Source organism: Pseudomonas koreensis (assembly GCF_024169245.1).
Lineage (GTDB): Bacteria > Pseudomonadota > Gammaproteobacteria > Pseudomonadales > Pseudomonadaceae > Aquipseudomonas > Aquipseudomonas koreensis_F.
Map to the genome: position 1 here is coordinate 5745236 of NZ_JALJWP010000001.1, position 24855 is coordinate 5770090.

General features: G+C 59.8%; 25 protein-coding genes and 2 pseudogenes. 11 read left to right on the forward strand and 16 right to left on the reverse strand.

All coding sequences use genetic code 11. The features are described 5' to 3' along the window. The first annotated feature begins 138 nt into the window (after positions 1-138). Positions 139-444 (forward strand): PepSY domain-containing protein, encoded by a 306-nt coding sequence (locus tag J2Y90_RS25465; RefSeq protein WP_042607223.1) that lies wholly within the window; start codon positions 139-141, stop codon positions 442-444. Positions 445-789: 345 nt separating this feature from the next. Here J2Y90_RS25465 and J2Y90_RS25470 read toward each other — a convergent pair whose 3' ends face one another. After that, positions 790-2412 (reverse strand): methyl-accepting chemotaxis protein, encoded by a 1623-nt coding sequence (locus J2Y90_RS25470; protein ID WP_253504626.1) that lies wholly within the window; start codon positions 2410-2412, stop codon positions 790-792. Positions 2413-2688: 276 nt separating this feature from the next. Between J2Y90_RS25470 and J2Y90_RS25475 the strand changes: the two genes are divergently transcribed. Both J2Y90_RS25475 and J2Y90_RS25480 read left to right on the forward strand, forming a co-directional pair. Then, complete coding sequence (locus tag J2Y90_RS25475) at positions 2689-3711, forward strand: transporter (RefSeq protein ID WP_253504629.1); 1023 nt, start codon at positions 2689-2691, stop codon at positions 3709-3711. A 303-nt stretch (positions 3712-4014) separates the two neighbouring features. Then, a pseudogene (locus tag J2Y90_RS25480) lies at positions 4015-4656 on the forward strand (inorganic phosphate transporter); the annotation flags it as partial. 120 nt (positions 4657-4776) lie between these two features. On the opposite strand, the gene J2Y90_RS25485 reads toward J2Y90_RS25480, so the two are convergent. Then, complete coding sequence (locus J2Y90_RS25485) at positions 4777-5673, reverse strand: LysR family transcriptional regulator (RefSeq protein WP_253504632.1); 897 nt, start codon at positions 5671-5673, stop codon at positions 4777-4779. 121 nt (positions 5674-5794) lie between these two features. On the opposite strand from J2Y90_RS25485, the gene J2Y90_RS25490 reads away from it, so the two are divergent. Further along, on the forward strand, positions 5795-6553 hold the full coding sequence (locus J2Y90_RS25490) for an SDR family NAD(P)-dependent oxidoreductase (RefSeq protein ID WP_253504635.1): 759 nt from the start codon (positions 5795-5797) through the stop codon (positions 6551-6553). A 111-nt stretch (positions 6554-6664) separates the two neighbouring features. Here the strand turns inward: J2Y90_RS25490 and J2Y90_RS25495 are convergent, their stop codons facing one another. Next, positions 6665-7102 carry a multidrug/biocide efflux PACE transporter gene (locus tag J2Y90_RS25495; RefSeq protein ID WP_253504638.1) on the reverse strand — a complete coding sequence of 146 codons (438 nt, stop codon included), beginning with the start codon at positions 7100-7102 and terminating at the stop codon, positions 6665-6667. An 88-nt stretch (positions 7103-7190) separates the two neighbouring features. Between J2Y90_RS25495 and J2Y90_RS25500 the strand changes: the two genes are divergently transcribed. Next, on the forward strand, positions 7191-8045 hold the full coding sequence (locus J2Y90_RS25500) for a LysR family transcriptional regulator (protein ID WP_253504641.1): 855 nt from the start codon (positions 7191-7193) through the stop codon (positions 8043-8045). Positions 8046-8152: 107 nt separating this feature from the next. Here the strand turns inward: J2Y90_RS25500 and J2Y90_RS25505 are convergent, their stop codons facing one another. From J2Y90_RS25505 to J2Y90_RS25515, 3 genes are read right to left on the reverse strand one after another with little or no spacing between them, the layout of a single operon-like run. Next, positions 8153-9382: an RNA polymerase sigma factor gene (locus J2Y90_RS25505; RefSeq protein ID WP_253504644.1), complete on the reverse strand. Its 1230-nt coding sequence runs from the start codon at positions 9380-9382 to the stop codon at positions 8153-8155. Next, positions 9375-9719, reverse strand: a complete 345-nt coding sequence (locus tag J2Y90_RS25510) for a YciI family protein (protein WP_253504647.1) — start codon at positions 9717-9719, stop codon at positions 9375-9377. Before J2Y90_RS25510 ends, J2Y90_RS25505 begins: the two co-directional genes overlap by 8 nt. Positions 9720-9759: 40 nt before the next feature. Next, positions 9760-10185 carry a YybH family protein gene (locus J2Y90_RS25515; RefSeq protein ID WP_253504650.1) on the reverse strand — a complete coding sequence of 142 codons (426 nt, stop codon included), beginning with the start codon at positions 10183-10185 and terminating at the stop codon, positions 9760-9762. Between the two features lie 143 nt (positions 10186-10328). On the opposite strand from J2Y90_RS25515, the gene J2Y90_RS25520 reads away from it, so the two are divergent. Further along, a complete protein-coding gene (locus J2Y90_RS25520) occupies positions 10329-10814 on the forward strand; it encodes a GNAT family N-acetyltransferase (RefSeq protein WP_253504653.1) in 486 nt (161 codons plus the stop codon). 18 nt (positions 10815-10832) lie between these two features. Continuing rightward, entirely contained in the window at positions 10833-11438 is a 606-nt protein-coding gene (locus J2Y90_RS25525; RefSeq protein ID WP_253504656.1) for a pyridoxamine 5'-phosphate oxidase family protein, read from the forward strand. A 130-nt stretch (positions 11439-11568) separates the two neighbouring features. Here J2Y90_RS25525 and J2Y90_RS25530 read toward each other — a convergent pair whose 3' ends face one another. From J2Y90_RS25530 to J2Y90_RS25540, 3 genes are all read right to left on the reverse strand, one after another. Continuing rightward, on the reverse strand, positions 11569-12057 hold the full coding sequence (locus J2Y90_RS25530) for a GNAT family N-acetyltransferase (RefSeq protein WP_253504659.1): 489 nt from the start codon (positions 12055-12057) through the stop codon (positions 11569-11571). 88 nt (positions 12058-12145) lie between these two features. Next, entirely contained in the window at positions 12146-12631 is a 486-nt protein-coding gene (locus J2Y90_RS25535) for a GyrI-like domain-containing protein (protein ID WP_253504661.1), read from the reverse strand. Between the two features lie 69 nt (positions 12632-12700). Beyond that, positions 12701-13363, reverse strand: coding sequence for a LysE family translocator (locus J2Y90_RS25540; protein WP_123418899.1), 663 nt, complete (start codon positions 13361-13363; stop codon positions 12701-12703). Between the two features lie 138 nt (positions 13364-13501). On the opposite strand from J2Y90_RS25540, the gene alaC reads away from it, so the two are divergent. After that, the gene (alaC, locus tag J2Y90_RS25545) at positions 13502-14719 is read left to right on the forward strand and encodes an alanine transaminase (RefSeq protein ID WP_093099119.1); all 1218 of its coding nucleotides are present in this window, start codon (positions 13502-13504) and stop codon (positions 14717-14719) included. A gap of 177 nt (positions 14720-14896) precedes the next feature. On the opposite strand, the gene J2Y90_RS25550 is transcribed toward alaC, so the two are convergent. Together J2Y90_RS25550 and J2Y90_RS25555 are read right to left on the reverse strand one after the other, a co-directional pair. After that, positions 14897-16249 (reverse strand): GntP family permease, encoded by a 1353-nt coding sequence (locus J2Y90_RS25550; RefSeq protein WP_253504664.1) that lies wholly within the window; start codon positions 16247-16249, stop codon positions 14897-14899. 82 nt (positions 16250-16331) lie between these two features. Further along, positions 16332-16865 (reverse strand): gluconokinase, encoded by a 534-nt coding sequence (locus J2Y90_RS25555; protein ID WP_253504667.1) that lies wholly within the window; start codon positions 16863-16865, stop codon positions 16332-16334. Positions 16866-17081: 216 nt separating this feature from the next. On the opposite strand from J2Y90_RS25555, the gene J2Y90_RS25560 reads away from it, so the two are divergent. Next, positions 17082-18113 (forward strand): LacI family DNA-binding transcriptional regulator, encoded by a 1032-nt coding sequence (locus J2Y90_RS25560; protein ID WP_253504669.1) that lies wholly within the window; start codon positions 17082-17084, stop codon positions 18111-18113. Positions 18114-18253: 140 nt separating this feature from the next. Here the strand turns inward: J2Y90_RS25560 and J2Y90_RS25565 are convergent, their stop codons facing one another. Beyond that, the gene (locus tag J2Y90_RS25565; RefSeq protein WP_253504671.1) at positions 18254-19126 is read right to left on the reverse strand and encodes a LysR family transcriptional regulator; all 873 of its coding nucleotides are present in this window, start codon (positions 19124-19126) and stop codon (positions 18254-18256) included. 122 nt (positions 19127-19248) lie between these two features. Here J2Y90_RS25565 and J2Y90_RS25570 point away from each other — a divergent pair, with 122 nt between their 5' ends. Next, entirely contained in the window at positions 19249-19689 is a 441-nt protein-coding gene (locus J2Y90_RS25570; protein WP_253504673.1) for a PACE efflux transporter, read from the forward strand. A gap of 125 nt (positions 19690-19814) precedes the next feature. Further along, positions 19815-21239: an MFS transporter gene (locus tag J2Y90_RS25575; RefSeq protein ID WP_253504675.1), complete on the forward strand. Its 1425-nt coding sequence runs from the start codon at positions 19815-19817 to the stop codon at positions 21237-21239. A 135-nt stretch (positions 21240-21374) separates the two neighbouring features. Here J2Y90_RS25575 and J2Y90_RS26825 read toward each other — a convergent pair whose 3' ends face one another. The 4 genes and pseudogenes from J2Y90_RS26825 to J2Y90_RS25595 form a co-directional block, all read right to left on the reverse strand. Beyond that, complete coding sequence (locus J2Y90_RS26825) at positions 21375-21914, reverse strand: methyl-accepting chemotaxis protein (RefSeq protein WP_253505351.1); 540 nt, start codon at positions 21912-21914, stop codon at positions 21375-21377. 6 nt (positions 21915-21920) lie between these two features. Beyond that, a pseudogene (locus J2Y90_RS26830) lies at positions 21921-22694 on the reverse strand (PAS domain-containing protein); the annotation flags it as partial. Between the two features lie 564 nt (positions 22695-23258). Further along, positions 23259-24272 (reverse strand): ABC transporter substrate-binding protein, encoded by a 1014-nt coding sequence (locus J2Y90_RS25590; protein ID WP_253504677.1) that lies wholly within the window; start codon positions 24270-24272, stop codon positions 23259-23261. After that, complete coding sequence (locus tag J2Y90_RS25595; RefSeq protein WP_253504679.1) at positions 24269-24796, reverse strand: sigma-70 family RNA polymerase sigma factor; 528 nt, start codon at positions 24794-24796, stop codon at positions 24269-24271. The genes J2Y90_RS25590 and J2Y90_RS25595 overlap by 4 nt, the downstream gene beginning before the upstream one ends. Between the last annotated feature and the right edge of the window lie 59 nt (positions 24797-24855).

Sequence of the window (24855 nt, forward strand, 5' to 3'; positions counted from 1 at the left end):
GCTTCGCTAGCAAGCTCGCTCCCACAAAGAGCAGTTTTATCGCGAGGCAGAGATTTAAGGGTGAATTAAGTTGCGCTGGTTAATCTGAACCCACTTACACAGATCAACCACTTCAACGCACTGCCAAGGAATGAACCGATGAAAACTTTGACTGCCCTGTTTACCGCCGCTGCCCTGACTCTTACCGCTGGCCTGGCTCAGGCTGACGTGCGTATCGACCAGATCCCGCAACTGGTCAAGGACGGCAAGATCAAATCGCTGGAGTCGATGAACGAAGCAGCCCTGAAACTGCACCCGGGCGCAACGATTACCGACACCGACCTGGATAACCACTTCAACGGTTACGAGTACGAAGTTGAACTGAAAACTGCTGACGGCAAAGAGTTCGACGTGGACTTTGATGCCACCACCGGTAAAGTGCTGAGCGACAAGCAAGACACTTGATAGACCGCTGTTAAAGAGCCGCACGATTTAAGATCGTGCGGTTTTTTTATGATTTGCGTTTGGCTTTGTTGATGAGTTGTCAGTGAAAACTTTACCCCCTTACCCCAGCCCTCTCCCCCAAGGGGGCGAGGGGGAAAGGGAGCAGATCGGGGAAATTTCGGAGCCTGAGTTCGCCTCAAAATTCAAAAGCCATCACAAAGGACTACCAGCCTGAGTGCACCTCGACATCTCAGGTCGGCGTATCTTGAACAATCAACACGGTCAGTCCCCTCTCCCTCTGGGAGAGGGTTAGGGTGAGGGGCAAAAGCCATCACGCCGAAAACACTGACAAACCGCCAGCCAAAATCAGGCACTCAACCGCGCCGTCACCTCGTTCAACTGTCCCGACAACCCATGCAGATTCTGACTGGCACTTTCGGTGCGCTGTACGTTGTCCAGGTTGGTGCTGGCAATCGCGGTGATTTCAGTCAGGTTGCGCGAGATATCCTCCGCCACCGACGTCTGCTCTTCGGCCGCCGTGGCGATCTGACGGTTCATGTCGCGGATCGCTTCCACCGCCAGAGTGATGCGCTCCAGCATCGCGCCAGCCTGAGTCACTTGCTCGACACTTTCATCACTGCGTGCCTGGCCGCTCTCGATAGCATGCGCCGCGTCGACAGCGCCGGTCTGCACGTTCTGAATGATCTGGTTGATCTCGATAATCGACTCCGCCGTGCGCTGGGCGAGGTTGCGCACCTCATCGGCAACCACCGCGAAACCGCGCCCGGCCTCACCGGCCCGTGCCGCTTCGATGGCCGCGTTGAGTGCCAGCAGATTGGTCTGTTCGGCGATGCCACGAATCACTTCCAGTACCTTGCCGATTCGACCGCTGTCGGTTTCGAGGCGACGGATCACCGTGGCCGTGTTGGCGATTTCACCGCGCATCTGTGTGATGGAATGAATGGTGATTTGCATGACCTTTTCGCCCTGCTGCGCCGACTGATCGGCATCGTCGGCGGCCCGCGCGGCATCGGCGGCGTGACGAGCGACTTCCTGAGCCGTGGCGGACATTTCATTCATCGCCGTAGCGACCTGATCGGTGCGGTTGAACTGCTCGCTGGTGCCGCCGGCCATGGTCGTGGCAATGGCATTGAGCTCGCCGCTGGCGCTGTCCAGATCGCTGGCGCTGCGCTGCAACCGGGTGAAGGTGTCGGCAAGGAAATCGCGCAGGGTGTTCGCGGCGGCGGCGAGGTTGCCCAGCTCATCGCGACGCTCGCTGACCACGCGCTCGGCCAGTTGGCCACGGCTCAAACGACTGACGTAATCGATCAGTTTGCGAATCGGCTCGATCAGGTTGCGACTGACCAGCCACAGACTCAACAACCCGATCAACAAGCCTGACCCGAGCATCACCAACAGGCCCAGCCACACCGTACGATCGGCGGCTGCACTGATCAGCGCCGATTGCTCGGTACCCTGCTGGCGCAGCTCGGCGACCAGTGCACTCATCTGCTCGCTGGTGGCGCGGTCGACACCTTTCACTGCGGCGTCACCGGCGCTCGGATCACCACCGGCAGCCACGTAGGCATCGCGGCCCTTCTGGTACGCCGCGCCCAACTGGCGATGCTCTTCGCGCAAACGTTCGATGCGTGATTTGAGATTTGGCTCGATACCTTTCTGGCCGGCCAATTCGCCTAGGATGGTCTGCACGTCGCGCTGACGCTCTTCGAACTGGCTCCAGTATTTCGCCAGATCCGCCGGTTGCTTGCCGCGCAGCAAGACGTTTTTCCACTCCTGCACCTGCACCTTGAATTGCAGGTTGGCTTCATCGATCAGTTGCGAAGTGTGCAACGGGCCGGCGATCAACTGGCTGTAGCTTTGCACGCCGTTGGAGAGGAAATGAAAGCAGGCCAGGGCGATCAACAGCATCGCCAATAGACTGCCGCTCAGCAGGGCGAGAATTTGCGCTCTCAGGGATTTTTGCAGCATTGCAAGGTACTCGAAGCAGGGATGAGGCACGCCCGAGCGGACGTGAAAAATGGCCGGACTTCCCTGTCGTCGCACCATGGCAAGAAGCCAATGGCGCGCAAGCTAACTCACCTGGGATCGGCGCGCCAGAGCGCTTCTTGAGAATCTTCCGACAGTCGGTAACGCATTGATTTGACGTCATTTCGCTGACACAAAACGGTCATGTGAGCTTGCGATGATGCCGCTCAGGTGAACCTGAAAATCCTCTACCAGACACCCTCCTCCCAGCGAGCCGCCATGAACCATAGCCTCGATATCAGCCATCGCGATTCGGATCTGTTTGGCCTGCTCTACGGCTTTCGCTTCCTGCCCGGTGAGCGCGGTCGGGAGATCGATTCGGCGACGGCGTTGCGCTGTTTGCAGGACGACAGCGACAGTGACGAATTCCTCTGGCTGCACCTGAACCTGGCCCATGCTGCATGCGAGCGCTGGATGAAAAGTCATCTGCAATTGCCCGACGAATTTTTCGAGGCGTTGCACGAGGGTTCGCGGTCGACGCGCATCGAGCATGTCGACTCGGCGCTGCTGGCGGTGGTCAACGATGTGGTGTTCAACCTCAGCAGCATGGTCTCCTCGGACGTGTCGACGCTGTGGGTCTGCGTGCGCAGCAAGCTGATCGTCAGCGCGCGCCTGCAACCGCTGCATTCGGTGGACAAATTGCGCTCGTCGGTGAAGGCCGGCGAGTGCTTTCGTTCGCCGTCGGAATTGCTCGTGCACCTGCTGCGCGATCAGGGCGAAGTGCTGACGCAGATCGTGCGCAAGACCAGCCTGAGCGTCGATCAGGTCGAGGACCAGTTGCTTTCCTCACGCCTGTCGACCAACCGCGCCGAGCTTGGTGCCAATCGCCGTGTGCTGGTGCGTCTGCAACGCCTTCTGGCGCTGGAACCGGGTTCTCTGCTGCGCCTGCTCAACCGCCCGCCGCCGTGGTTGCAGAAGGAGGACGTCAAGGAGCTGCGCAAATCCACCGAGGAGTTTGCGCTGATCATCAACGACCTCACCGCCCTCGGTGAACGGATCAAATTGCTACAGGAAGAAATCGCCGCCAACCTCAACGAACAGAGCAACCGCACGCTGTTCACCCTGACCGTGGTGACGGTGCTGGCCTTGCCGATCAACATCATTGCCGGTTTTTTCGGGATGAATGTGGGGGGTGTGCCGCTGTCGCAGGATCCCCATGGGTTTTGGATACTGGTTGCGCTGGTGGCGACGTTCACGGTGATCGCCGGGCGCTGGGCGTTTCGCAAGCGTGGGGATTACTAAAATCAAAAGATCGCAGCCTTCGGCAGCTCCTACATGTGCAATGTGTTCCGCTGTAGGAGCTGCCGAAGGCTGCGATCTTTTGGCATTTGCCCTCTGATCAATAGTCAGACCAATAAGCCAAACACTGACCTGAGGCAGTCTCTCTGTAACATTTTGCAACGATCATGGGCGACATTCCTTCCCTCGCTCAGGATCGTCCGCCATGGCTACGCCTTCACTGACCGCCAGCCCTGCATCCGCCGCCAGTGGCAGACCGGGGCTCGACAAGAAAACCGGTCCGTTCACTTACGTCATCTTTTTCGTGCCGATCCGCGCCCGGTGCTATCGGATTACGTGCGCAGCAAGGAACCCACGCCGCAACTGATTCCCGCCCTCGCCGCCCTGACCGGGCACATCGGCGAGGAAGTCAAAGGTTACGGTTCGCTGGCAAAAGTCCCGGCCGAAGCCATGGGCAACGTGCGCAACGACATGTACCTGGCCAGCGAAAGCATTCGCCTGATGGACAAAAACAAGGTCGGTAACTTCGATGCCGACACCAACAGCAAACTGCAGCTGTTCAAACAACAGATCGACAACGCCACGCGGTTCATTCCGCTATGGGTGAAGATCGCCGTGGCCATCGCGCTGGGGCTCGGCACCATGGTCGGCTGGAAGCGCATTGTCGTGACCGTCGGCGAGAAGATCGGCAAGACTCACCTGACCTACGCCCAGGGCGCCTCGGCAGAAACCGTGGCGATGCTGACCATCGGCGCGGCGGACATGTTCGGTTTGCCGGTATCGACAACCCATGTGTTGTCCTCCGGCGTGGCCGGGACCAAGGTTGCCAATGGCGCCGGGTTGCAGATGACGACGATCCGTAATCTGTTGATGGCCTGGGTGTTGACCCTGCCTGCGGCGATTCTGCTGTCGGGCAGCCTCTACTGGCTGTTCACCCAAATCTTCTGACCCTGCGCTAATCCCCCTGTAGGAGCTGCCGAAGGCTGCGATCTTTTGATCTGGTTTTTACAAATCAAAGTCAAAAGATCGCAGCCTTCGGCAGCTCCTACACAGGGTTGCATTCCCAAGTCAGAGCGTTGAGCGAACGACATCGCCGAGCCAATCCATAAACACCCGCACCCGCAACGGCAGATGCCGTTGTCGCGCATACAGCAGGGAAATCGCCATCGGCGGTGCGGTGTGTTGCGCGAGCACGGTCACCAGTTCGCCGTTTTCCAGATGCGGCTGCATGCCGGTGCGCGGCAGCTGCGTCAGGCCGAAGCCACCCAGGCACGCAGCTTCGTAGGCATCGGTGCTGTTGACCGTGACACTGCCGGGCATTGGCACGCGCCGCACCTCGCCGTTCTCCTCATAGACAAACCCTTCCGAACGCGAGCCCAGCACGCCGACGTAATGCACCAGCCGATGCTGCGCCAGATCCTCCAGCGTCTGCGGCACCCCATAGCGTTGCAGGTAAGCGGGGCTGGCGCAGTTGACCATCGGGAAGTCGCCGAGATGCCGGGCGACCACCGACTGATCCGGCTGCGCGCCGATGCGCAACACGCAGTCGAAACCCTCACTCAGCAGATCGACACGGCGATCGGTGCTGCTGATTTCCATCTGCAGATTCGGGTGGCGATCCATGAATTCTGGCAGGCGCGGCATGATCAGCCGTCGGGCGAGAATGTTCGGCATATCGACCCGAATACACCCGGTCAGCGAAGCCTCATCCTGACGAAACAGCCCCTCGATCTCATCCATGTGCGAGAGCAGATCCTTGCTGCGTTCGTACAACACCAAGCCGTCCTGCGTCGCCTGCACCTTGCGCGTGGTGCGCTGCAACAGGCGCGTGCCGAGCAAGGCTTCGAGTGCCTGCACCTGCTCGGACACCGTGGAGCGCGGCAGGCCGAGGCTCTCGCCGGCAAGAGTGAAACTCGACAGTTCGCTGACCCGAACGAAGGTACGCAACAGTTCCAGTTTGTTCATCACAGGCCTCGATTATTGTTCGGCTGAACCGATCAGTGATTCCGCTTTTGCCGTGTTTATCACCTCAGGGCGGATAAATACACTTCTTCCATCCCCACTCAACGCAATCGAGGAAGTCCGCATGAATCGCAAAATCGCACTGATCACTGGCGCCAGTCGTGGCTTGGGCCGCAGCGCCGCCCTGCACCTCGCCGCCCAAGGCATCGACATCATCGGCACCTACAACAGCCGCGCCGATGAGGCGCAAACTCTGGTCAGCGAATTACAGGCACTCGGCGCGAAAGCGGCGATGTTGCAACTGGACGTCGGCCGCAGCGAAAACTTCCCCGCGTTCGCCGCGCAGGTTGCCCAAGCACTGGAGCAGACCTTTGAGCGGCAGCGCTTTGATTTCCTCATCAACAATGCCGGGGTCGGCGTGCATGCGCTGTTCAGCGAGACCACTCCGGAGCAGTTCGATCTGCTGATGAACGTGCAACTGAAAGGGCCGTTCTTTCTGACTCAGCAACTGCTGCCGCTGATCAACGACGGTGGGCGCATCGTCAATATTTCCAGCGGCCTGACCCGCTTCAGCCTGCCGGGCTACGGCGCCTATGCGGCGATGAAGGGCGCAATGGAAGTGCTGACCCGTTATCAGGCGAAAGAGCTGGGCGCGCGGCAAATTGGCGTGAACGTTCTGGCGCCGGGTGCGATTGAAACCGACTTTGGTGGCGGCACGGTACGCGACAACAGTGCTGTCAACGCGATGGTCGCGAGCAACACCGCGCTGGGTCGCGTCGGGCAGCCGGATGATATTGGCGGTGCACTGGCGCTGCTGCTGTCGCCGGGTGGACAGTGGATCAACGGCCAACGGGTAGAGGCGTCCGGCGGCATGTTTCTCTGACTCAAACACCGAATCTGTAGGAGCTGCGGAACGCTGCGATCTTTTGACTTTGATTTTTTAAAAACAAGATCAAAAGATCGCAGCGTTCCGCAGCTCCTACAGGGATCGGCGTCAGCTTTCACATGGGCGGCGCGCCATGAAGCGCTCGCGCAGGACGTCATAACCCCAGTGGTAGACGTAGGTGTACGGCAGGAAGAACAGCAGCACGCCAATGTCGAGCAACAACGCCTGCCACAGGCTGACCGACAGCCACCAGGCTATCAGCGGCACGCCCATCAAGATCAGCCCACCCTCGAACAACAGCGCATGCACTACACGGACCCAGGCGTTGTGCGGCAGATTCATCCGCGCCAATGCACGGTCGAAAAAACGGTTGAACACCACGTTCCACGCCAGCGCCAACAGCGCGATCAACACGGTCACCGCACCCATGTCGAGCAGCGGCTTTTGCATGATCCACGCCAGCAACGGTGTGCAGATCAGAATCGCGAGAAATTCGAAACCAACAGCCTGGAAAACGCGTTCGGTGATGGACTTGTGGGCAGTCACGACTGACTCCTTGTTTGACGATGGTTGCCATGATCCAACCGATTCCCGATACTTCATAACCAATAACCATCGATCAGGGCGATAGTTCATGGCTTCGCAGGAAGTGTTGTTGGCGTTTGTGCAGGCGGCGACGCAAGGCTCGTTTTCCGCCGCTGCGCGTAAGTTGGGGCGCAGTCAGTCGACCATCAGCGCAGCGGTCGCCAGTCTGGAAATCGATCTGGATTTGCAACTGTTTGACCGCAGCAGCCGCAAACCCACGCTCACCCCCGCCGGCCACGTCATGCTGCAGAAAGCCGAAGCGATCCTGGCCGCTACCAGTCGTCTGGAGATGAGCGCACGGCAATTGGCGCAAGGCGTGGAACCGAAGTTGACCGTGGCGATTTCCGATACCTATCAGTCGTATCGCTTTGAGGCGGCACTCGTCGGTTTCGAACAGCGTTATCCGGAGCTGGAGCTGGAATGTCTGATTGCCGAATGCGATGACCTGATCGAACTGGTCCAGCGCGGCCGGGCGCATCTGGCCTTCGCGGAAATGCAAGACAACTACCCGCCGGATCTTGTGACCTCGACCGTGGCCGAGCGCACGGAGATTGCCTTGTTCGTCAGCCGCGAGCATGCGTTGGCGAAGCTTGAGCATGTCGATCAGCAGATTCTCGAGCAACATCGCGAGCTGCGGCTGGCGACCATTGTCAATCCGTATGACAGCCGTGGCAAAGGGCGGGTGTGGTCGGCGCCGAGTTATCTGATGCTGCTGGAAATGGCGGAAAAAGGCTTCGGCTGGGCCCCGTTGCCCAGGTGGCTGGTGCAACGTTATGCCAATGATTTGCTTATAGAGCTCGAAGTGCGCGGCTGGCCGAAACCGGTGTTTGTCGATGCCTTGTGGTCGCGCTTGTATCCGCCGGGGCCGGCGGGGAGTTGGTTGCTTAGCAAGATGCTCGAATAAGCGGTGCTGCCATTCGCGAGCAGGCTCGCTCCCACAATTGGAATGCGTTCACCTGTGGGAGCGAGCCTGCTCGCGAAAGGGCCAGCAGCATCGACGCAGATTCCAGATCAATCCAGTTCCTTCAGTCGCCCCTCGATAAACCGCCGCTCCGGCTCCTGCCGCGTCAGCTCCAGCGCCCGCTGATACGCCGCCCTCGCTGCCTCCACCCGCCCCAACTGCCGACAAAACTCCGCCCGCGCCGAATGCGCCAGGTGGTAATCCTGCAACTCGCCTCGGGCCAAAATCCCTTCAATCAACAACAAACCGGCCAACGCTCCATCACGCTTGGCCACCGCCACCGCTCGGTTCAACTCGATCACCGGCGACGGCACAGCGCGCAGCAAGACGTCATAAAGACCGACAATCTGCCGCCAGTCGGTTTCCGCCGCCGACGGCGCTTCCGCATGCACCGCTGCAATTGCCGCCTGCAGGCAATACGGCCCGAAGCGTCGTGTACTCAGCGCACGCTCGACCAGCGCGCAACCTTCTGCCATCAACCCGGCATCCCACAACGCGCGATCCTGATCGTCGAGCAGCACCAGTTCACCGCTCGGCGAGGTGCGCGCCGGTCGACGTGATTCGTGCAGCAGCATCAGCGCCAGCAGACCCATGACCTCCGGTTCCGGCAGCAACTCCATCAACAAGCGCCCCAGGCGAATCGCTTCGCGCGTCAGATCCTCGCGGGTCAGCTCGGCGCCGACAGAAGCCGAATAGCCTTCGTTGAACACCAGATAGATCACCCGCAACACGCTGTCGAGGCGCTCGGGCAGTTCATGCAGCGTCGGCACTTGATAAGGAATTTTTGCGTCACGTATCTTGGCTTTCGCGCGCACGATGCGCTGGGCAATCGCCGCCGGTGCCGAGAGAAAAGCACGGGCGATTTCTTCGGTGGTGAGGTCGCAGACTTCGCGCAAGGTCAGCGGCACTTGCGCATCCGCCGCGAGTGCCGGGTGGCAGCAGGTGAAGATCAGCCGCAAGCGATCGTCTTCCACGTCTTCACCACTCCAGTCAGCCTGTTCCAGCTCATCGAGTTGCGCCAGCAGCAGTGGCTGCGAGGCCTTGAACCGCGCGCGCCGGCGCAACACGTCGATGGCTTTGAAACGTCCGGTCGAGACCAGCCAGGTGCGCGGGTTGTCCGGCACGCCGTCGCGTTGCCAGCGCTCGACCGCGACGAAGAACGCCTCGTGCAAGGCTTCTTCGGCGAGGTCGAAATCACCGAGCAGGCGGATCAGCGTCGCCAGGATCCGCCGCGAATCCTCGCGGTAGACCTGCTCGACCCGCGCCCTGACGTCAGACATTCAACTGCCGCACCGGGCGCACTTCAACGCTGCCGACCCGGGCTGCGGGAATGTTGCCGGCGAGCTGAATCGCTTCGTTGAGATCCTTGGCGTCGATCAGGTAGAAACCGGCCAGTTGCTCCTTGGTTTCAGCGAAAGGCCCATCGGTGATCGACAACTTGCCGTTGCGCATCCGTACGGTGGTTGCGGTCTCTACCGACTCCAACGCTTCGGCGGCGATCATTCGCCCGCTGCCCTGCACCGACTCGGCGTAGGCCCAGCATTCGGCGTCCTCCGGGCTGTCCGGCGAGGAGTGCAACAGGCTTTCATCGCTGTAGACCAGGCATAGATATTTCATGGCGATCTCCTGATTCGAACGGATCAACTATGGCTGAAGATCAGGGAGTCACATCGAACAGCGTCGCGCCGCTCATCGGATCGAACGGTGCCGACCAGTGCTCGTGAGCAATCTTCCACGTCCCGCCAACCTGCCGGTAACAGGCAGTGACACGCATCCAGCAGCTCTGGGTTTCGCCCTTGTCGTTGGTGCCGCCGCAGTTAGCCACCCAGTGGGCGAAGGCGATGTTGTCGGCGCTTTCGATGGCGATTTCGTGGAACTCGAAGATGTGCGGGCCGGGGCACATCTCCATGCACTCGACCCAGTGCGCGCGGTAGGCCGCTTTGCCCTTGAATTGCAGGGCCTTGATCGCATCGAACGAGACAATGTCGTCGGCGTACAAGGCCATGACTTTTTCGACATCCTTGGCCATCACCGCTTCGCGATAGCTGTTGATCAGAGTCTGGATATCAGTCTGTGCGCTCATGGTGTTCTCCGTGGTTTTTTGTTGTGAAGACACCCTTAGTCGTTTGCCCTTTGCGCGGATCGACAGGGCAAACAAAAAAATTTCGCTGACGACAATATCGCTAGAATCCGAGGCTCACTCTTTGTAGGAAAAAGGAAATTCCCGTGTCAGCCCAACTCGTGCCTTACGACAGCCTCAGCCCTTTGCAGCGTCAGCAAGTCGAGGCCATTGAAATCCACCCCGAACAGATCAGATTCTCCGGCGACATTCACGGTGCCTTGCACACCCTGCTGTCGAAACCCGGGCCAGGCGTGAAGGGATTCGCCCTGCTCGCAGACGAGGTACCGGTGGCATTTTTGCTGCTCAAGCGCCCGCCGGTATTGCCCGACTGGGCCGACGAACACAGCGCGACGTTGCATGCCTTGCAGGTCGATCGCCGCGCCCAAGGCAAGGGCTACGGCAAGGCTTGTCTGCAAGCACTGCCCGCCGTCGCGCGTGAAGCATGGCCGGAGATCAAGGGACTGGAATTGTCGGTGGACGCCGATAACGAGGCGGCGATTGCGCTGTACGCCAGGTATGGCTACGTCGACAGCGGCGAAGCATACAAGGGACGGATTGGGTACGAGCGGCGGATGGGGCTGTTTTTTTAAATCGTAGAGGGATAAACGATGATCGATTCGATAGAAGCATTGGAAGCCATTTACGGCCGGCCACACGAACGCGCCGTGCGCAAGCAGATCGGCTTTCTCAACGAGGATTATCAGGCGATGGTGCGCCTGTCGCCGCTAGTGATCGTCAGTTCGGTGGGGACCGATGGCCTCGATAACTCGCCGCGCGGTGATGCGCCGGGGTTTGTTCGGATCATTGATCAAAACACGTTGGCCCTACCAGATCGCCCGGGCAACAACCGCATCGATACCTTGCGCAATGTGCTGCACGATTCGCGGGTGTCGCTGCTGTTCATCATTCCCGGGATCGGCGAGACATTGCGGGTCAATGGCACAGCGTTGATCAGCGATGAACCGGCAATGCTTGAGAGTTTTGCGGTGAATGGCAAACCGGCGAAAACCGTGTTGCTGGTGACGGTGGACGCGGCGTTTTTTCACTGCTCGAAAGCCTTTGTCCGCTCGGATGCGTGGAATCCCGAAACGCACCTGCCACGCTCGGCCCTGCCATCTGCTGGCGCATTTCACAAGCGCCTGAATGACGGCCAGTTCGACGCCGACACCTATGATCGGGAAGCGCCGAAACGGGTGCGTGAAAGCCTTTACTAACCGCGCAACTACAAACACCTCAAAACCCTGTGGGAGCGAGCCTGCTCGCGAAGGCGTCGTGTCAGTCGACACTTGCTTATCTGAAATCCGCCTTCGCGAGCAGGCTCGCTCCCACAGTTTTGATTGAAGTTCAGAGGGTCAGGATCATCTCGTGCCAGGCCATACCGCCATGGTCGGATTCGGACGGTTTGATGTAGGCAAAACCGAAACCGGCGTACAGCGCAATGTGCTGTTCCTTGCACATCAGATGAATCGTCGCTTTATCCATCGCGCGCATGCGCTCGATGAATTCGCCGAGCAGGCGCTTGGCCAGGCCCTGCCCCTGGTAATCCGGGTGCACTACCACCGACATGATCACCACGTTCGGGCCTTTCGGGTCGTGGCCGATCAGTTCCTTGAAGGCCTCGTCGGACATCTGCACGTCGAACGCCGCGCCGGCATTGATGAAACCGGCGACTACACCGTCCACCTCGGCGACGACAAAGCCGTCCGGCCAAGTGGCAATGCGCGTGGCGATCTTCTCGCGGGTGGCGGCTTCGTCGCCTTCGTAGGCGACGGTTTCGATGGCGTAGCAGCGCTCGAGGTCGGCGGCGCTGACGTTGCGGATCACGGTGTTCATGGCAACTCGGAAATCTGTGGAAACAAGGCCCGCCAGCATAAAGCACAACCACCGGGGCGGACATGCTTCGCCTCGATTCGAACGCCGGTCAGGCCTTGATCGGCAGCCAGATTTCCAGGGTGCCGGTGTTGAGTTTCGGATTGAAATCCTCGCTGTAGCGCTCGAACTCCGGTGCGTCCGCCGCTTCGTACCCGGACTGCGGCAGCCAGGTTTTCCAGATGTACTGGAAGGTGTCGGGGAGTTGCGTCAGGGGTCCTTTGTGCTCGAACACCGCATATTTCTGCGGCTGGATTTCAACCCAGCGATACTGCTCCGGCAGCTCGTCGAGCTTGTCGATCTGCACCCCGGCGATGTATTCGAAACCGCCCTCGCCGTCCGCATTGCAGCAAACGCCGTAGGTCACTTCATTGACCTGCGCGGGGATTTTTCCCAGATGCGGGATGAGCTTTTCCCATAACGCCGGAATGTCTCCGGTGGTTGCCTGAGTGAATCGCCCGCCAAAACCGGCAATCAACAGAAACGGCCCGTATTCGAAGCGCGGTTGAGCTATTTCGACGCGTTTTTGTTCATCCATGACGCGACTCCTGAGAACGGAAAAGTGGGTTCGGCTGGGAGTATAGAAAGCCCGACCCGTTTCGCACGTTTACAGCGCATGCAACTGCTCGACGGCGCCCGAGCCGACAAACTCGTTGTAGCCGGAAACGATTACGTACACCGCGAAATAGCAGAAGATCGCCGCTGAAGCCAAGTAGGAGTAGCGCAGCAGCTTGTCGCCCAGCAGCTTGCCGCCGTGGCTTGCCGCGAAGCACAAACCGGCCGACCACAGCAGCCCGGCGCAAAGAAAGCCGCCGAGAAACAGCGCCGAACTCAACGGACCACCGCCACCGGATCGAGCGATCAATGTGCCGCCAACGGCAGCGAACCAGAGAATCGCGCTTGGCGACGACATGGCGAGAAAGATGCCGCGAAAGAATTCCTTGCGATGGGAGTTCTGCCCCACTTCCGCCGTCTCCGCCAGCAGCGCTTCGTGATGAATCGCCGAATAAATCATCTTCGCCGCGAAGTAGATCAGCAGCGCCGAACCGCCAATCCACAGCACCCAGCGCACGCTTTCGTACTGCAGCAAAACGGTCATGCCGGCCAGTGCCAGCACCGCATAAATCAAGTCGCCGACGCAGGTGCCCAGGCCGAGGGCGAAGCCCTGAAAGTAGCCGCGCTGCATGGCCAGGGTGATCATCGCGATGTTGGCCACGCCGATATCCAGGCACAGCGAAAGGCTCAGCAGGAAGCCGCTGGTGAATTCCATTGACCGATTTTCCTTGAAAAAAATGTTTACAACCGCGCTGGACAGTATGCCATCACTGCCCTTATCTTCCGCCACAGGTCACCGCAGTGACCAGCGTCGCTCGGACGGTTCCGGGCGCTTACGTTATCCGAGGCAACAATGGCCGAACAAGGTTCGCCGCGCCGCTTTGCGCGCATAGATCGACTCCCCCCTTACGTTTTCAACATCACCGCCGAGCTGAAGATGGCCGCTCGCCGCCGTGGTGAAGACATCATCGACCTGAGCATGGGCAATCCCGACGGCGCCACGCCGCCGCACATTGTCGAAAAACTCGTGCAGGTCGCCCAACGTGAAGACACCCACGGTTACTCGACGTCCAAGGGCATTCCGCGCCTGCGTCGGGCAATTTCCAACTGGTACAAGCAGCGCTACGAAGTCGATATCGACCCGGAAAGCGAAGCCATCGTCACCATCGGTTCCAAGGAAGGCCTGGCGCATTTGATGCTGGCGACCCTGGATCAGGGCGACACGGTACTGGTGCCGAACCCGAGCTATCCGATTCACATCTACGGCGCGGTGATTGCCGGCGCTCAGGTGCGGTCGGTGCCGCTGGTGCCGGGGGTGGATTTCTTCGATGAGCTTGAGCGCGCGATTCGCGGCTCGATCCCCAAGCCGAAAATGATGATCCTCGGCTTCCCGTCGAACCCGACGGCGCAGTGCGTGGAGCTGGATTTCTTCGAACGGGTGATCGCCCTCGCCAAGCAGTACGACGTCTTGGTCATCCACGACCTGGCTTACGCCGATATCGTCTACGACGGCTGGAAAGCGCCGTCGATCATGCAGGTGCCGGGCGCCAAGGACATCGCGGTGGAATTTTTCACCCTGTCCAAGAGCTACAACATGGCCGGCTGGCGCATCGGGTTCATGGTCGGCAACCCGGAACTGGTCAACGCCCTGGCGCGGATCAAGAGCTACCACGACTACGGCACCTTTACTCCGCTGCAAGTGGCGGCGATTGCTGCGCTCGAAGGCGACCAGCAATGCGTGCGCGACATCGCCGAGCAGTATCGCCAGCGCCGTAACGTGCTGGTCAAAGGCCTGCATGAGCTGGGCTGGATGGTCGAGAACCCGAAAGCGTCGATGTATGTCTGGGCGAAGATTCCCGAGGCGTATGCGCATCTGGGTTCGCTGGAATTTGCCAAGAAACTGCTGGCCGAGGCCAAGGTCTGCGTGTCGCCGGGGGTGGGGTTTGGTGAGTATGGCGACGACCACGTGCGCTTTGCGCTGATCGAAAACCAGGACCGCATTCGTCAGGCCGTGCGCGGGATTCGCGGGATGTTTCGCGCGGATGGGTTAGTCGCAAAAACTGGCGGCTAACACAAAACCTATAGGAGTGAGCCTGCTCGCGATAGCGGTGTGTCAGTTACGGTAAATGGCACTGACACACCGCTATCGCGAGCAGGCTCACTCCTACAAGGGGATGTAATCAGCATCGAGATTTCAGGCACAAAAAAACCGCATCGCTGCGGTTTTTTCGTGCCTGCAAACGGCCGCTTAAACGAACAGCGACAACAGCAGGATAAAGCCCAACGCGACGATGGAGAGAATGGTTTCCATCGCGGTCCAGGTCTTGAAGGTTTCGGCCACGGTCATGTTGAAGTACTGCTTGACCAGCCAGAAACCGGCGTCGTTGACGTGGGACAGAATCAGCGAGCCGGCGCCGGTGGCCAGTACCAGCAGCTCACGGTTGACACCCGGAATCATGCCGACAACCGGCACCACAATACCGGCACCGGTGATGGTCGCCACGGTCGCCGAACCGGTGGCGATACGAATCACCGCCGCCACCAGCCATGCCAACAGGATCGGCGAGATCTGCGCGCTCACTGCCATGTGGCCGATCACGTCACCCACGCCGCTGGTCACCAGCATCTGCTTGAAGCCACCGCCGGCACCAATGATCAGGATGATTGCGGCGGTTGGCGCCAGACTCGCGTCCAGCCACTTGAGCATCTGGTTGGAACCGATGCCCTGCTTGTAGCCGAAGGTGTACAGCGACAGCAGCAACGCCAGCAGCAGTGCGGAGATCGGATGGCCGATCATGTCCATCCAGATGCGGAAGAAATTGCCGTCCGGCAGCGCCACGTCAGCGAAGGTTTTCAGCAGCATCAGGAATACCGGCAGCAGCACGGTGACCAGGGTGATGCCGAAGCTCGGCAGGTTGGCCGAATCGTTTTCGCGGGCCAGTTGATCGACCAGTTCCTGATTCGGGTGACCCGGAATGTGCTTGGCGATGAACGTACCGAAGATCGGACCGGCAATGATGGCGGTCGGCAGCGCGACGATCAGGCCGTAGAGAATGGTCTTGCCGATGTCAGCGCCGAACACGCCGATGGCCAGCAGCGGGCCCGGGTGCGGCGGTACCAGACCGTGCACCGCAGAGAGGCCGGCGAGCAGAGGGATACCGATCTTGATGATCGATACACCAGTGCGACGAGCGACGATGAACACCAGCGGGATCAGCAGCACGAAGCCGATTTCGAAGAACAGCGGAATGCCCACCAGGAACGCGGCGAACATCATTGCCCACTGCACCTTGTCCTTGCCGAAGGCGCGGATCAGGGTCTGGGCGATCTGATCGGCGCCGCCGGATTCGGCCATCATCTTGCCGAGCATGGTGCCCAGGGCGAGGATGATGCCGACGAAACCGAGTACGCCACCGAAGCCATCCTGGAACGCCTTGATGATGGTGTTGATCGGCATGCCGGAGGTCAGGCCGAGGAACGCGGCGGCGATGGTCAGGGCGATAAAGGGGTGAATCTTGAATTTGGTGATCAGGATAATCAGGCCGATTACCGTGACCACCGCATCGAGCAGCAGGAACGTCTCGTGGGACATGCCAAACATGGGGGGTGTCTCCTGGATTGTTGTTGTTATTAAAGCGGGTTGAACAGAAGTCGGGAGGACAGCGCTGTCTTTTTCAACATACTCATACCGCCTGTTTCAGGCCGTTGGCCTGCCACCAGACGTGAGCCTGCAGGGCCAGGTCTTCGACGCTGTGCACCGAGGCGTTGAGCGCCAGGGTCAGCGGCTCGCCTACTGGCGATTCGAGGGTGGCGAACTGGCTTTCGATCAACGTCGCCGGCATGAAGTGGCCCGGGCGGTGCGATACACGCTCGGCGGCGACTTCCGGGGTCAATTCAAGGAACACGAAACCCAGGCCCGGCAGGGCACTGCGCAGACGTTCGCGGTAACTGTGTTTAAGGGCCGAGCAGGTCAACACCGGGCGCTGGCCTTCGGTATCGACGCGACGCAGTTCATCGCACAGGCTGTCGAGCCAGCCGGCACGGTCTTCGTCGTTCAGGGGGATCCCCGCGCTCATCTTTTCGATGTTCGCGGCCGGATGGAAAGTATCGCCTTCAATGGCAGTGGCGCCGCTCAAATGGCACAGGGCCTGGCTGACGCACGTCTTGCCGCAACCGGCAACGCCCATGATGACCAGGGCGGTGATGGGATGACTCATATAACACCTCAGCGCGCAGACAGCGCTACCTTTGCTAGCTATGACTCTAGTGCACAGGCAGAAGTTGCCGACGCCTTCTTGTCGTTTTTTTGGGTTGCAGCAGGTTTGTTCCCGATGCCAAAGCGCGCAGATCAGGCAGGACCGCGCTCACGCATTTGCAGCTGCATCAGGACAGCGCTACCTTAGTGCCTTGATTTTTGTTTGGCAAGCCGCCCGATGACCTCCCCCAAGAACGATAAAAATACCCGCACCACCGGCCGTCCGACCCTCAGCGAAGTAGCCCGCCTGGCCGGCGTCAGCCCGATCACGGCCTCGCGCGCCCTGCGCGGGGTAAGCACGGTGGCCACCGAACTGGTGGAAAAAGTGCAGAAAGCTGCGCTCGAACTCAACTATGTGGTCAACCCCGCCGCCCGCGCGCTGGCCTCGGCGCAGAGCCATTCGGTGGTGGTGCTGGTGCCGTCGCTGTCCAACCTGCTGTTCATCGACACACTGGAAGCCATTCATCGGGTGCTGACGCCCAAGGGTTTCGAAGTCTTGATTGGCAACTTCCACTACTCGCGCGATGAAGAAGAAAACCTCCTACGCAATTACATGGCTTACCAGCCGCGCGGGTTTCTGCTGACCGGTTTTGATCGCACCGAGAGTTCGCGGCGGATGATCGAGCTCAGCAACATTCCCTGCGTGTACATGATGGAGCTGGACAGCGCCGCCGGGGTCAATTGCGTGGGTTTTTCGCAGTTGAGTGCCGGGGAAACTGCCGCCGAACACCTTCTGTCTCGCGGACGCAAACGCCTGGCCTACATCGGCGCACAGCTGGATCAGCGCACGTTGTTGCGTGGAGAGGGTTTCCGCAAGGCGTTGCAGAAGGCGGGCCGCTACGACCCGGATCTGGAAGTGCTGACGCCGCGTGCTTCGTCAGTCGGGCTAGGCGGCGAGTTGTTTGTGCAACTGCTGGCGGCGCACCCGGATGTCGATGCGATTTTTTTCGGCAACGATGACCTGGCCCAAGGTGCACTGCTGGAAGCCTTGCGCAACGGCATCAGGATTCCCGAGCAGGTGGCGATTCTCGGTTTCAACGATTTGCCGATGTCCGAGCACATGGTGCCCCGTCTGAGCAGCATCAATACTCCACGCGAAGCGATTGGCCGGCGGGCAGCGGAGCAGATGCTGACGTTGATGGCGGGCAACAAAGTGGCGCGTCCGGTTGAGGACATGGGCTTTGAACTGAAGGTGCGCGAGAGTACCTGACCCTTCACAAATGCTGAGTTGAAACACAACCCCTGTAGGAGTGAGCCTGCTCGCGATAGCGTTGTGTCATTCAACACATGCGTCGTCTGACACAACGCTATCGCGAGCAGGCTCACTCCTACAGGGGTTTTGTGTTGGGCTCAATGGCTGAGCAGGTCCACCAAGGCCTGCGCGCCCTTCTGCAATGGCTGGCTCTTGAGCCACACCGCGTGCACTGGCAGTACCAGACCATTTTCGATGTTGCGGAAATTCAGCCGTTTCAAGCGTCCGGCCTCCAGCCACGGCTGTACCACTGACAGCGGAAAATTGCCCCAGCCCAATCCCGCTTCAACCATTTCCATCGCCGTCTCGAGATTGTCCGTGCGCCAGTAGGATTCAGCCACCAACGGCCGGGTCTCGCTGATCGGCAAGTCACGACTGGCGACGATGATCTGCCGCACCTGCACCAGATCTTCGAGAAACACATCGCGCCCCTGCAGCAACGGACTGTCCGCCGCCAGCGTGGCGATCATGCGCTCGCTGCCGACGAACTGAAACCGCTCCAGCGCATTCACGCTCAACCCGGCGAAGGCCAGGCACACGCTGACCCGGCCGCTGTGCAACATCGCCAGCACATCATCCTGCGGCGCGGTCAGCACTTCGATGTCGAGCAGCGGATGCCGCTCGGCAATCACTTTGATCGCTGCCAGCAAGCGCCGCCGATCAATGTCCGCGACCACGCCGATCGACAACCTGCTTTCCAGCCCCAGCGACAACTCCACCGCGTGCACTTGCAGTTGCTTGAGCTGCTCGGCGATCAGTCGCGCGTGCGGCACCAGTGATTGGGCCATCGCCGTGGGTTGCGGTTCGCGATGGCTGCGGTCGAACAACGGGTAACCGAGTTCCGCTTCAAGGTTGGCAATGCCCATGCTCACCGCCGAAGGCACCTTGCCCAACTGCCGCGCGGCGGCGGAAAACGAGCCGCGCTCGATCACCGCGAGAAGCAATTCGATGCTGTCGCTGTTGAAATTCAACCTGCCCACCTATCAATAAAACTGAAAGCTGCCGACTTTTTCTGTCAGGTCTATTGAAGCTATCTTTCGTCGCCTTCGCCAGCCCCGCTGGCCAACATTCGGCAAGAAAGAGGCAAATCTGCATGCAAGGCGTGAAACGCAAACTGATCTATGTATCGCTCTACGAAGTGATCGGCATGACCTTCTCGGCCCTCGGTCTGGCGTTGTTGTCGGGCACTTCGCCGGGCAGCACAGGACCACTGGCAGTGATCATCACCAGCATCGCCGTGACCTGGAATTTCATCTACACCTCGTTGTTCGAACGCTGGGAAAGTCGCCAGATCTCACGCACCCGCACGGTGAAACGACGCATCGCCCATGCGGTCGGCTTTCAACTGACGCTGATCGTGTTTCTGATTCCGCTGATCGCGTGGTGGATGAACATCAGTCTGGTGCAGGCATTCCTGCTTGATCTGGCGCTGATCATTTTCATCCCGTGCTACACGTTCGTGTTCAACTGGCTGTTCGACCGCATCTTCGGCCTGCCGAGCTCTGCGCTGCCGGATTCTCCCGCTGCGGCATAAATCACTAATTCGTAAGAAGATATTGCGAGAAATCAGCGGTTTAACCGGGTAACCAGCCAATATTCACAATCCGTAAACTCCGATAGCAGGCTAAGCTTTTCCATCAATAAAAAATGGATCAGCTTATGACTGCTCACGCTCCCGCCGCCGCGCTCAGTGACGGCATCGACCCGGTACGCGCCGCCGAGATTTCCGCCCGCATCGACCGGCTGCCCGCTGTCGCCACGATCTGGCGTCTGGTGGCGCTGCTGTCGATCGGTGGATTTTTCGAACTCTACGACCTGTTCCAGACCGCCTACATCAGCCCCGGCCTGATTCGCGACGGCCTGTTTGCCACTGGCAACCAAGGCGTATTCGGCTTCTCCGATCAGGCGGCGTTTGCCTCGGCGACCTTCCTCGGCCTGTTTCTTGGCGCCAGCCTGCTCAGCCCGTTGGCGGATCGCTTCGGCCGCCGGGCGATCTTCACCTTCGCACTGATCTGGTACACCGTGGCCACGGTGCTGATGGGCATTCAGACCTCGGCGCTGGGCATCATCGGCATGCGTTTTCTGGTCGGCATCGGCTTGGGTATCGAATTGGTGACGATCGATGCCTACCTCTCGGAACTGGTCCCTAAACGCATGCGCAGCTCGGCGTTCGCCTTTGCGTTTTTCGTGCAGTTCCTCTCGGTGCCGGCGGTGGCCTTGATGTCGTGGTGGCTGGTGCCGCAAGCGCCGTTCGGCGTGTCAGGCTGGCGCTGGGTGGTATTGGCCAGCGCGGTGTTCGCGCTGTTTATCTGGTGGCTGCGCAAGCGTCTGCCGGAATCGCCGCGCTGGCTGGCGCAGCATGGCCGTTTTGACGAGGCCAACCGCATCCTCGATAACCTCGAAGCGCGCTGCGCCAAGGATCACGGCAAAGCGCTCGATACGCCGGAACCGGTGCCTGTGGATGTCGAAGGCAAGGGCCGCTTCGCCGATATCTGGCAGCCGCCCTACCGGCGCCGCGCGTTGATGCTGATCGTTTTCCACATCTTTCAGGCGATCGGTTTCTTTGGTTTCGGCAACTGGTTGCCGGCGCTGCTTTCCGGCCAGGGTGTCAGCGTCACCCACAGTCTGATGTACGCGTTCATCATCACCCTCGCCTACCCGCTCGGGCCGTTGCTGTTCGTCAAGTTCGCCAACCGCTTCGAAAACAAATGGCAGATCGTCGGCTCGGCCCTCGGCGCGATGACCTTCGGCACCCTGTTCGCCCTGCAGACCAGCGCGTTCGGGCTGATCTTCTGCGGGGTGATGATCACCTTTTGCAATGCCTGGCTGAGCTTCAGTTATCACTCCTATCAGAGCGAACTGTTCCCGACCAACATCCGCGCCCGCGCGGTCGGGTTCTGCTATTCGTTCAGTCGTTTGTCGACGGTGTTCAGCAGTCTGTTGATTGGCATGTTTCTGGATAACTTCGGCACGCCGGGGGTGTTGGCATTCATTGCCAGCAGCATGCTGATCGTGATGCTGACCATCGGCTGGTTCGGCCCACGCACGCGCAATCTGGCCCTGGAGAATATTGCCCATCGCTGAAGGCCAACACAGGACTCCACTGTGGGAGCGAGCCTGCTCGCGAAGGCGCCGTGTCAGACAGGCATGTATTAGCCGACATAACGCTTTCGCGAGCAGGCTCACTCCCACATTGGGCATTGGTGATGTTGAAACAGGTCAGTTCAATTGCAGGGTTTCATTGAACTGGCTGATCGCATCCACTACATGCCGCGAACCCTGCTGAATCTCGAGGATCACCTCGCCCGCCTCGTTCGCCAGTTCCACCCCCAGCCCGGTGCGACTCAAACTCGACTGCATACTCGACACTGCGCTCAGCGACAGGTCATGGTTCTTGCGCACCACGTCGACGATTTCTACAGTCGCCTGACTGGTGCGCGCCGCGAGGCTACGCACCTCGTCCGCTACCACGGCGAAACCGCGCCCGTGTTCCCCGGCACGCGCCGCTTCGATGGCAGCATTGAGCGCCAGCAGGTTGGTCTGATCGGCAATCCCGCGAATGGTCTGAACGATGCTGCCGATGATGTCCGACTGTTTGCTGACCGCATCGATGCTCACCGCCGCTTCGTTCAGATCGCGGGAAATGTCCTGAATGATCTGCACGGTCTGCTGCACCACCTGTGAGCCTTTTTGCGCGCAGGCGTCGTTTTGTACCGAGGTGCTGTGGGCCGATTCCGCAGCGTTTTGCAGGGTGGTCATCTGCCGGGTGATGTCGCTGGCGAACTTGACCACTTTGTACAGACGGCCCTTGGCGTCAAACAGCGGGTTGTAAGAAGCCTCCAGATAAACCATCTGCCCGGACTTGTTCTTGCGTTCGAAGCGGTGCGAGTGATATTCGCCGCGGTTGAGCGAAGCCCAGAATGCCTTGTACTGCGCGGATTCGGCTTCGGCGCGGTGACAGAACAGGCTGTGGTGCTGGCCGACAATTTCATTGTGCGTGTACTGCATGGTTTGCAGGAAGTTGTCGTTGGCGCTGATGACATGGCCTTCAGGGGTGAACTCGATCACTGCCATGGAACGGCCGATCGCCGCCAGCATGGCTTCTTCTTCATGCTCTTTGTTGATGCGTGCGGTGATGTCCGCCGCAACCTTGATGACACTTCTGACTTGTTTGTCGGGCCCAAATACCGGCATGTAACTGGCTTCAAGCCAGATTTCCCGGCCGCTCTTGTTCAACCGCAGAAATGTCCCGCTGAGGGGTTCGCCACGGGCCAGGTCGCGCCACAACTTCGCGTAGTCCTCGCTGCGATAAAAGCCTTCTTCGCAGAAGATCCGATGGTGTTTGCCGCGCACTTCATCGGCGCTGTAGCCCATGGTCTTGCAGAAGTTCTCATTGGCGTCGAGGACGATGCCTTCGGGCGTGAACTCGATCATGGCCATCGAGCGGCTGATCGCTTCGATTTTCGCGTTGGCCTCGGTCAGCGCGCAGCTGAAGCGCTCGATTTCCCGCAGGTCAGCCTTGCGATGTAGGTTGAACATGGTTGTATCACCTTCCGCGCGTTCTTTGATTTGATGAAAGTCCAGGTCCTTCAAGATCCACCACTACGTTCCACAGAACAGGCACACGCCTTCCTCCAAGGGAGGAAGTTGTCAGGTGATAAATGATGATCAATCGGAGGGGTCGTGCAGCGACGCTCTGATCAAGACATCCTTTTCTTGATAGCCCGGATGCGGGCCAGCCCTAACGCGTAGAAGAACTTCCATGTAGGTGACGCTCCTTGTTGGTTCAGTGTCGGTGCCTTGGATCGCGCACTCTGGCAGCATGAATCACGGACCAACCCTGCGCCGCTGTCATGGATGGCATGACGGTCGACATGGTTAGTTACCTGCAAGGATAGCCAGCCTGACGCCGGGCGCAAGGCCACTAGTCGGCCAGTATCTCGCATTTTTTGTACAAGAAACGGTTCAGCGCGGGGAAAAATGGTGCCTGGGCGGACGCTTTCGCGAGCAGGCTCGCTCCCACAGTTGGTACGCATTCCAATGTGGGAGCGAGCCTGCTCGCGAAGACGTCATGTGATGCACCACAAAAACATCGGAGAACAACTACAAACTACCCTTCACCTTATTCGCCACCTCCCCCGGCACCCACGCTGTCCACACCTGCGGCTGATCACGCAAAAATGCCTCGGCCACCGCTCGCGGTTGCAGGCGTTTTTCACTCATCCCCGCCAGTGTCTGGTTGAGCAGATCAATCGGCAGATCGACTTTTTCAAAGAACGCGACCAGCTCCGGGTACTGCGCCTTGAACGGCGCCGACACGCCAATCGCCAGGCTCGCCGGCATCGAACGCGTGCCCTTTGGATTCGGGTTGTTGGCATCGGCCAGGGTTTTCCATGCCTCGGCATCGAACGGTGGCTCTTCCAGCTTCACCAGTTTGAAACGCCCGAGCAGCGGCGTCGGCGACCAGTAATAGAACAGCACCGGTTTGCCGCGTTTGATCGACGACGCCACCTCGGCATCCAGTGCCGCGCCAGAGCCGGTACGGAAGTTGACGAAGCTGTCAGTCAAGCCATAGGCCTTGAGCTTCTGGCTGTTGACGATTTCCGAGGTCCAGCCGGTCGGGCTGTTGAGAAAGCGCCCACGCTTCGGGTCTTCCGGGTCACGGAACACATCCTTGTAGCGCGGCAGGTCGGCGACCGATTTCAACTCCGGCGCCAGCGCCTTGATCCCGCGTTCCGGGTCGCCCTTGATCACGTATTCCGGCACCCACCAGCCTTCGGTGGCACCTTTGACCGTGTCGCCGAGGCCGAATACCTTGCCCTCGGCGGCAGCCTTGACCCACGCCGGACTGCGCCCGGCCCACTCTTCGCCGATCACCTGGATATCGTTTTTCGCCAATGCTGCTTCCAGGCTGACGGTGCTGCCCGGAAGCGTATCGGTCGGATAGCCGTAGCCTTTTTCGACGATCAGGCGCAGCACCTCGGTGATGAAGCTGCCGCTCTCCCAAGTGATATCGCCGAAGTGGATGGGTGCGGTTTTCTCCGCCGCTGAAACAGCGCCGACGCTCAGGCTCAGCGCCAGCAGCGTGCGACCGAGCAGGGTTTTGATCGATGTCATGCAGACCTCTTTTCTTCCAGGAATTGGTTGGCGCTGTGGCGATCGCACAGCGCCTGGGAACGAGCCATGTACACGCTCACCGAACGCTGCGAGATGCCCAGTTCGGCAGCGATTTGCGGGTAGGTCAGGCCATCGATGCGAGCCAGCAGAAAGGTCGAACGAACCTTGGCCGGCAAGCGATGCAGGCTGCGATCGAGGCGATCGAGAGTTTGCGCGAACTCTGCAAGGTCTTCAGGCGAAGCTGCGACATCACGGTCGGACTGCGCGAGATGGCGACGCTGCAGATCCGCACGGCGCCAGTGTTGATAAAGCAGACGTTGCGCGATCGTCGTCAGCAAGGCGCGAGGTTCGCGAATCGCCGTCAGCGATGGGGCTTCGAGCAATTGGGCGAAGGTTTCGCCAGCAATGTCTTCAGCACAGGCCACGTCGCGCGAGTGTCGACGCAGGTAATGACAGAGCCAGCGATAATGCGCGCGGAACAGGCGTTCCACGGTGTCGCGATGGGATTGATCGGCGCCGGACATAGGGGCTCCTGGGCAAGGGTCGCTGAATGTCCGGTGTTCCGGTGGCGCGATCGTAGCAA

What these genes read in the sequence shown, in the direction of transcription:
- J2Y90_RS25500 (WP_253504641.1), top strand. Translation starts at nt 7,191, where the DNA reads ATGGCTTCGCAGGAAGTGTTGTTGGCGTTTGTGCAGGCGGCGACGCAA.
- J2Y90_RS25485 (WP_253504632.1), bottom strand. Translation starts at nt 5,673, where the DNA reads ATGAACAAACTGGAACTGTTGCGTACCTTCGTTCGGGTCAGCGAACTG.
- J2Y90_RS26825 (WP_253505351.1), bottom strand. Translation starts at nt 21,914, where the DNA reads ATGACCACCCTGCAAAACGCTGCGGAATCGGCCCACAGCACCTCGGTA.
- J2Y90_RS25550 (WP_253504664.1), bottom strand. Translation starts at nt 16,249, where the DNA reads ATGTTTGGCATGTCCCACGAGACGTTCCTGCTGCTCGATGCGGTGGTC.
- J2Y90_RS25530 (WP_253504659.1), bottom strand. Translation starts at nt 12,057, where the DNA reads ATGAACACCGTGATCCGCAACGTCAGCGCCGCCGACCTCGAGCGCTGC.
- J2Y90_RS25515 (WP_253504650.1), bottom strand. Translation starts at nt 10,185, where the DNA reads ATGAGCGCACAGACTGATATCCAGACTCTGATCAACAGCTATCGCGAA.
- J2Y90_RS25465 (WP_042607223.1), top strand. Translation starts at nt 139, where the DNA reads ATGAAAACTTTGACTGCCCTGTTTACCGCCGCTGCCCTGACTCTTACC.
- J2Y90_RS25510 (WP_253504647.1), bottom strand. Translation starts at nt 9,719, where the DNA reads ATGAAATATCTATGCCTGGTCTACAGCGATGAAAGCCTGTTGCACTCC.
- J2Y90_RS25595 (WP_253504679.1), bottom strand. Translation starts at nt 24,796, where the DNA reads ATGTCCGGCGCCGATCAATCCCATCGCGACACCGTGGAACGCCTGTTC.
- alaC (WP_093099119.1), top strand. Translation starts at nt 13,502, where the DNA reads ATGGCCGAACAAGGTTCGCCGCGCCGCTTTGCGCGCATAGATCGACTC.
- J2Y90_RS25525 (WP_253504656.1), top strand. Translation starts at nt 10,833, where the DNA reads ATGATCGATTCGATAGAAGCATTGGAAGCCATTTACGGCCGGCCACAC.
- J2Y90_RS25470 (WP_253504626.1), bottom strand. Translation starts at nt 2,412, where the DNA reads ATGCTGCAAAAATCCCTGAGAGCGCAAATTCTCGCCCTGCTGAGCGGC.
- J2Y90_RS25570 (WP_253504673.1), top strand. Translation starts at nt 19,249, where the DNA reads ATGCAAGGCGTGAAACGCAAACTGATCTATGTATCGCTCTACGAAGTG.
- J2Y90_RS25475 (WP_253504629.1), top strand. Translation starts at nt 2,689, where the DNA reads ATGAACCATAGCCTCGATATCAGCCATCGCGATTCGGATCTGTTTGGC.
- J2Y90_RS25590 (WP_253504677.1), bottom strand. Translation starts at nt 24,272, where the DNA reads ATGACATCGATCAAAACCCTGCTCGGTCGCACGCTGCTGGCGCTGAGC.
- J2Y90_RS25575 (WP_253504675.1), top strand. Translation starts at nt 19,815, where the DNA reads ATGACTGCTCACGCTCCCGCCGCCGCGCTCAGTGACGGCATCGACCCG.
- J2Y90_RS25540 (WP_123418899.1), bottom strand. Translation starts at nt 13,363, where the DNA reads ATGGAATTCACCAGCGGCTTCCTGCTGAGCCTTTCGCTGTGCCTGGAT.
- J2Y90_RS25560 (WP_253504669.1), top strand. Translation starts at nt 17,082, where the DNA reads ATGACCTCCCCCAAGAACGATAAAAATACCCGCACCACCGGCCGTCCG.
- J2Y90_RS25555 (WP_253504667.1), bottom strand. Translation starts at nt 16,865, where the DNA reads ATGAGTCATCCCATCACCGCCCTGGTCATCATGGGCGTTGCCGGTTGC.
- J2Y90_RS25490 (WP_253504635.1), top strand. Translation starts at nt 5,795, where the DNA reads ATGAATCGCAAAATCGCACTGATCACTGGCGCCAGTCGTGGCTTGGGC.
- J2Y90_RS25535 (WP_253504661.1), bottom strand. Translation starts at nt 12,631, where the DNA reads ATGGATGAACAAAAACGCGTCGAAATAGCTCAACCGCGCTTCGAATAC.
- J2Y90_RS25505 (WP_253504644.1), bottom strand. Translation starts at nt 9,382, where the DNA reads ATGTCTGACGTCAGGGCGCGGGTCGAGCAGGTCTACCGCGAGGATTCG.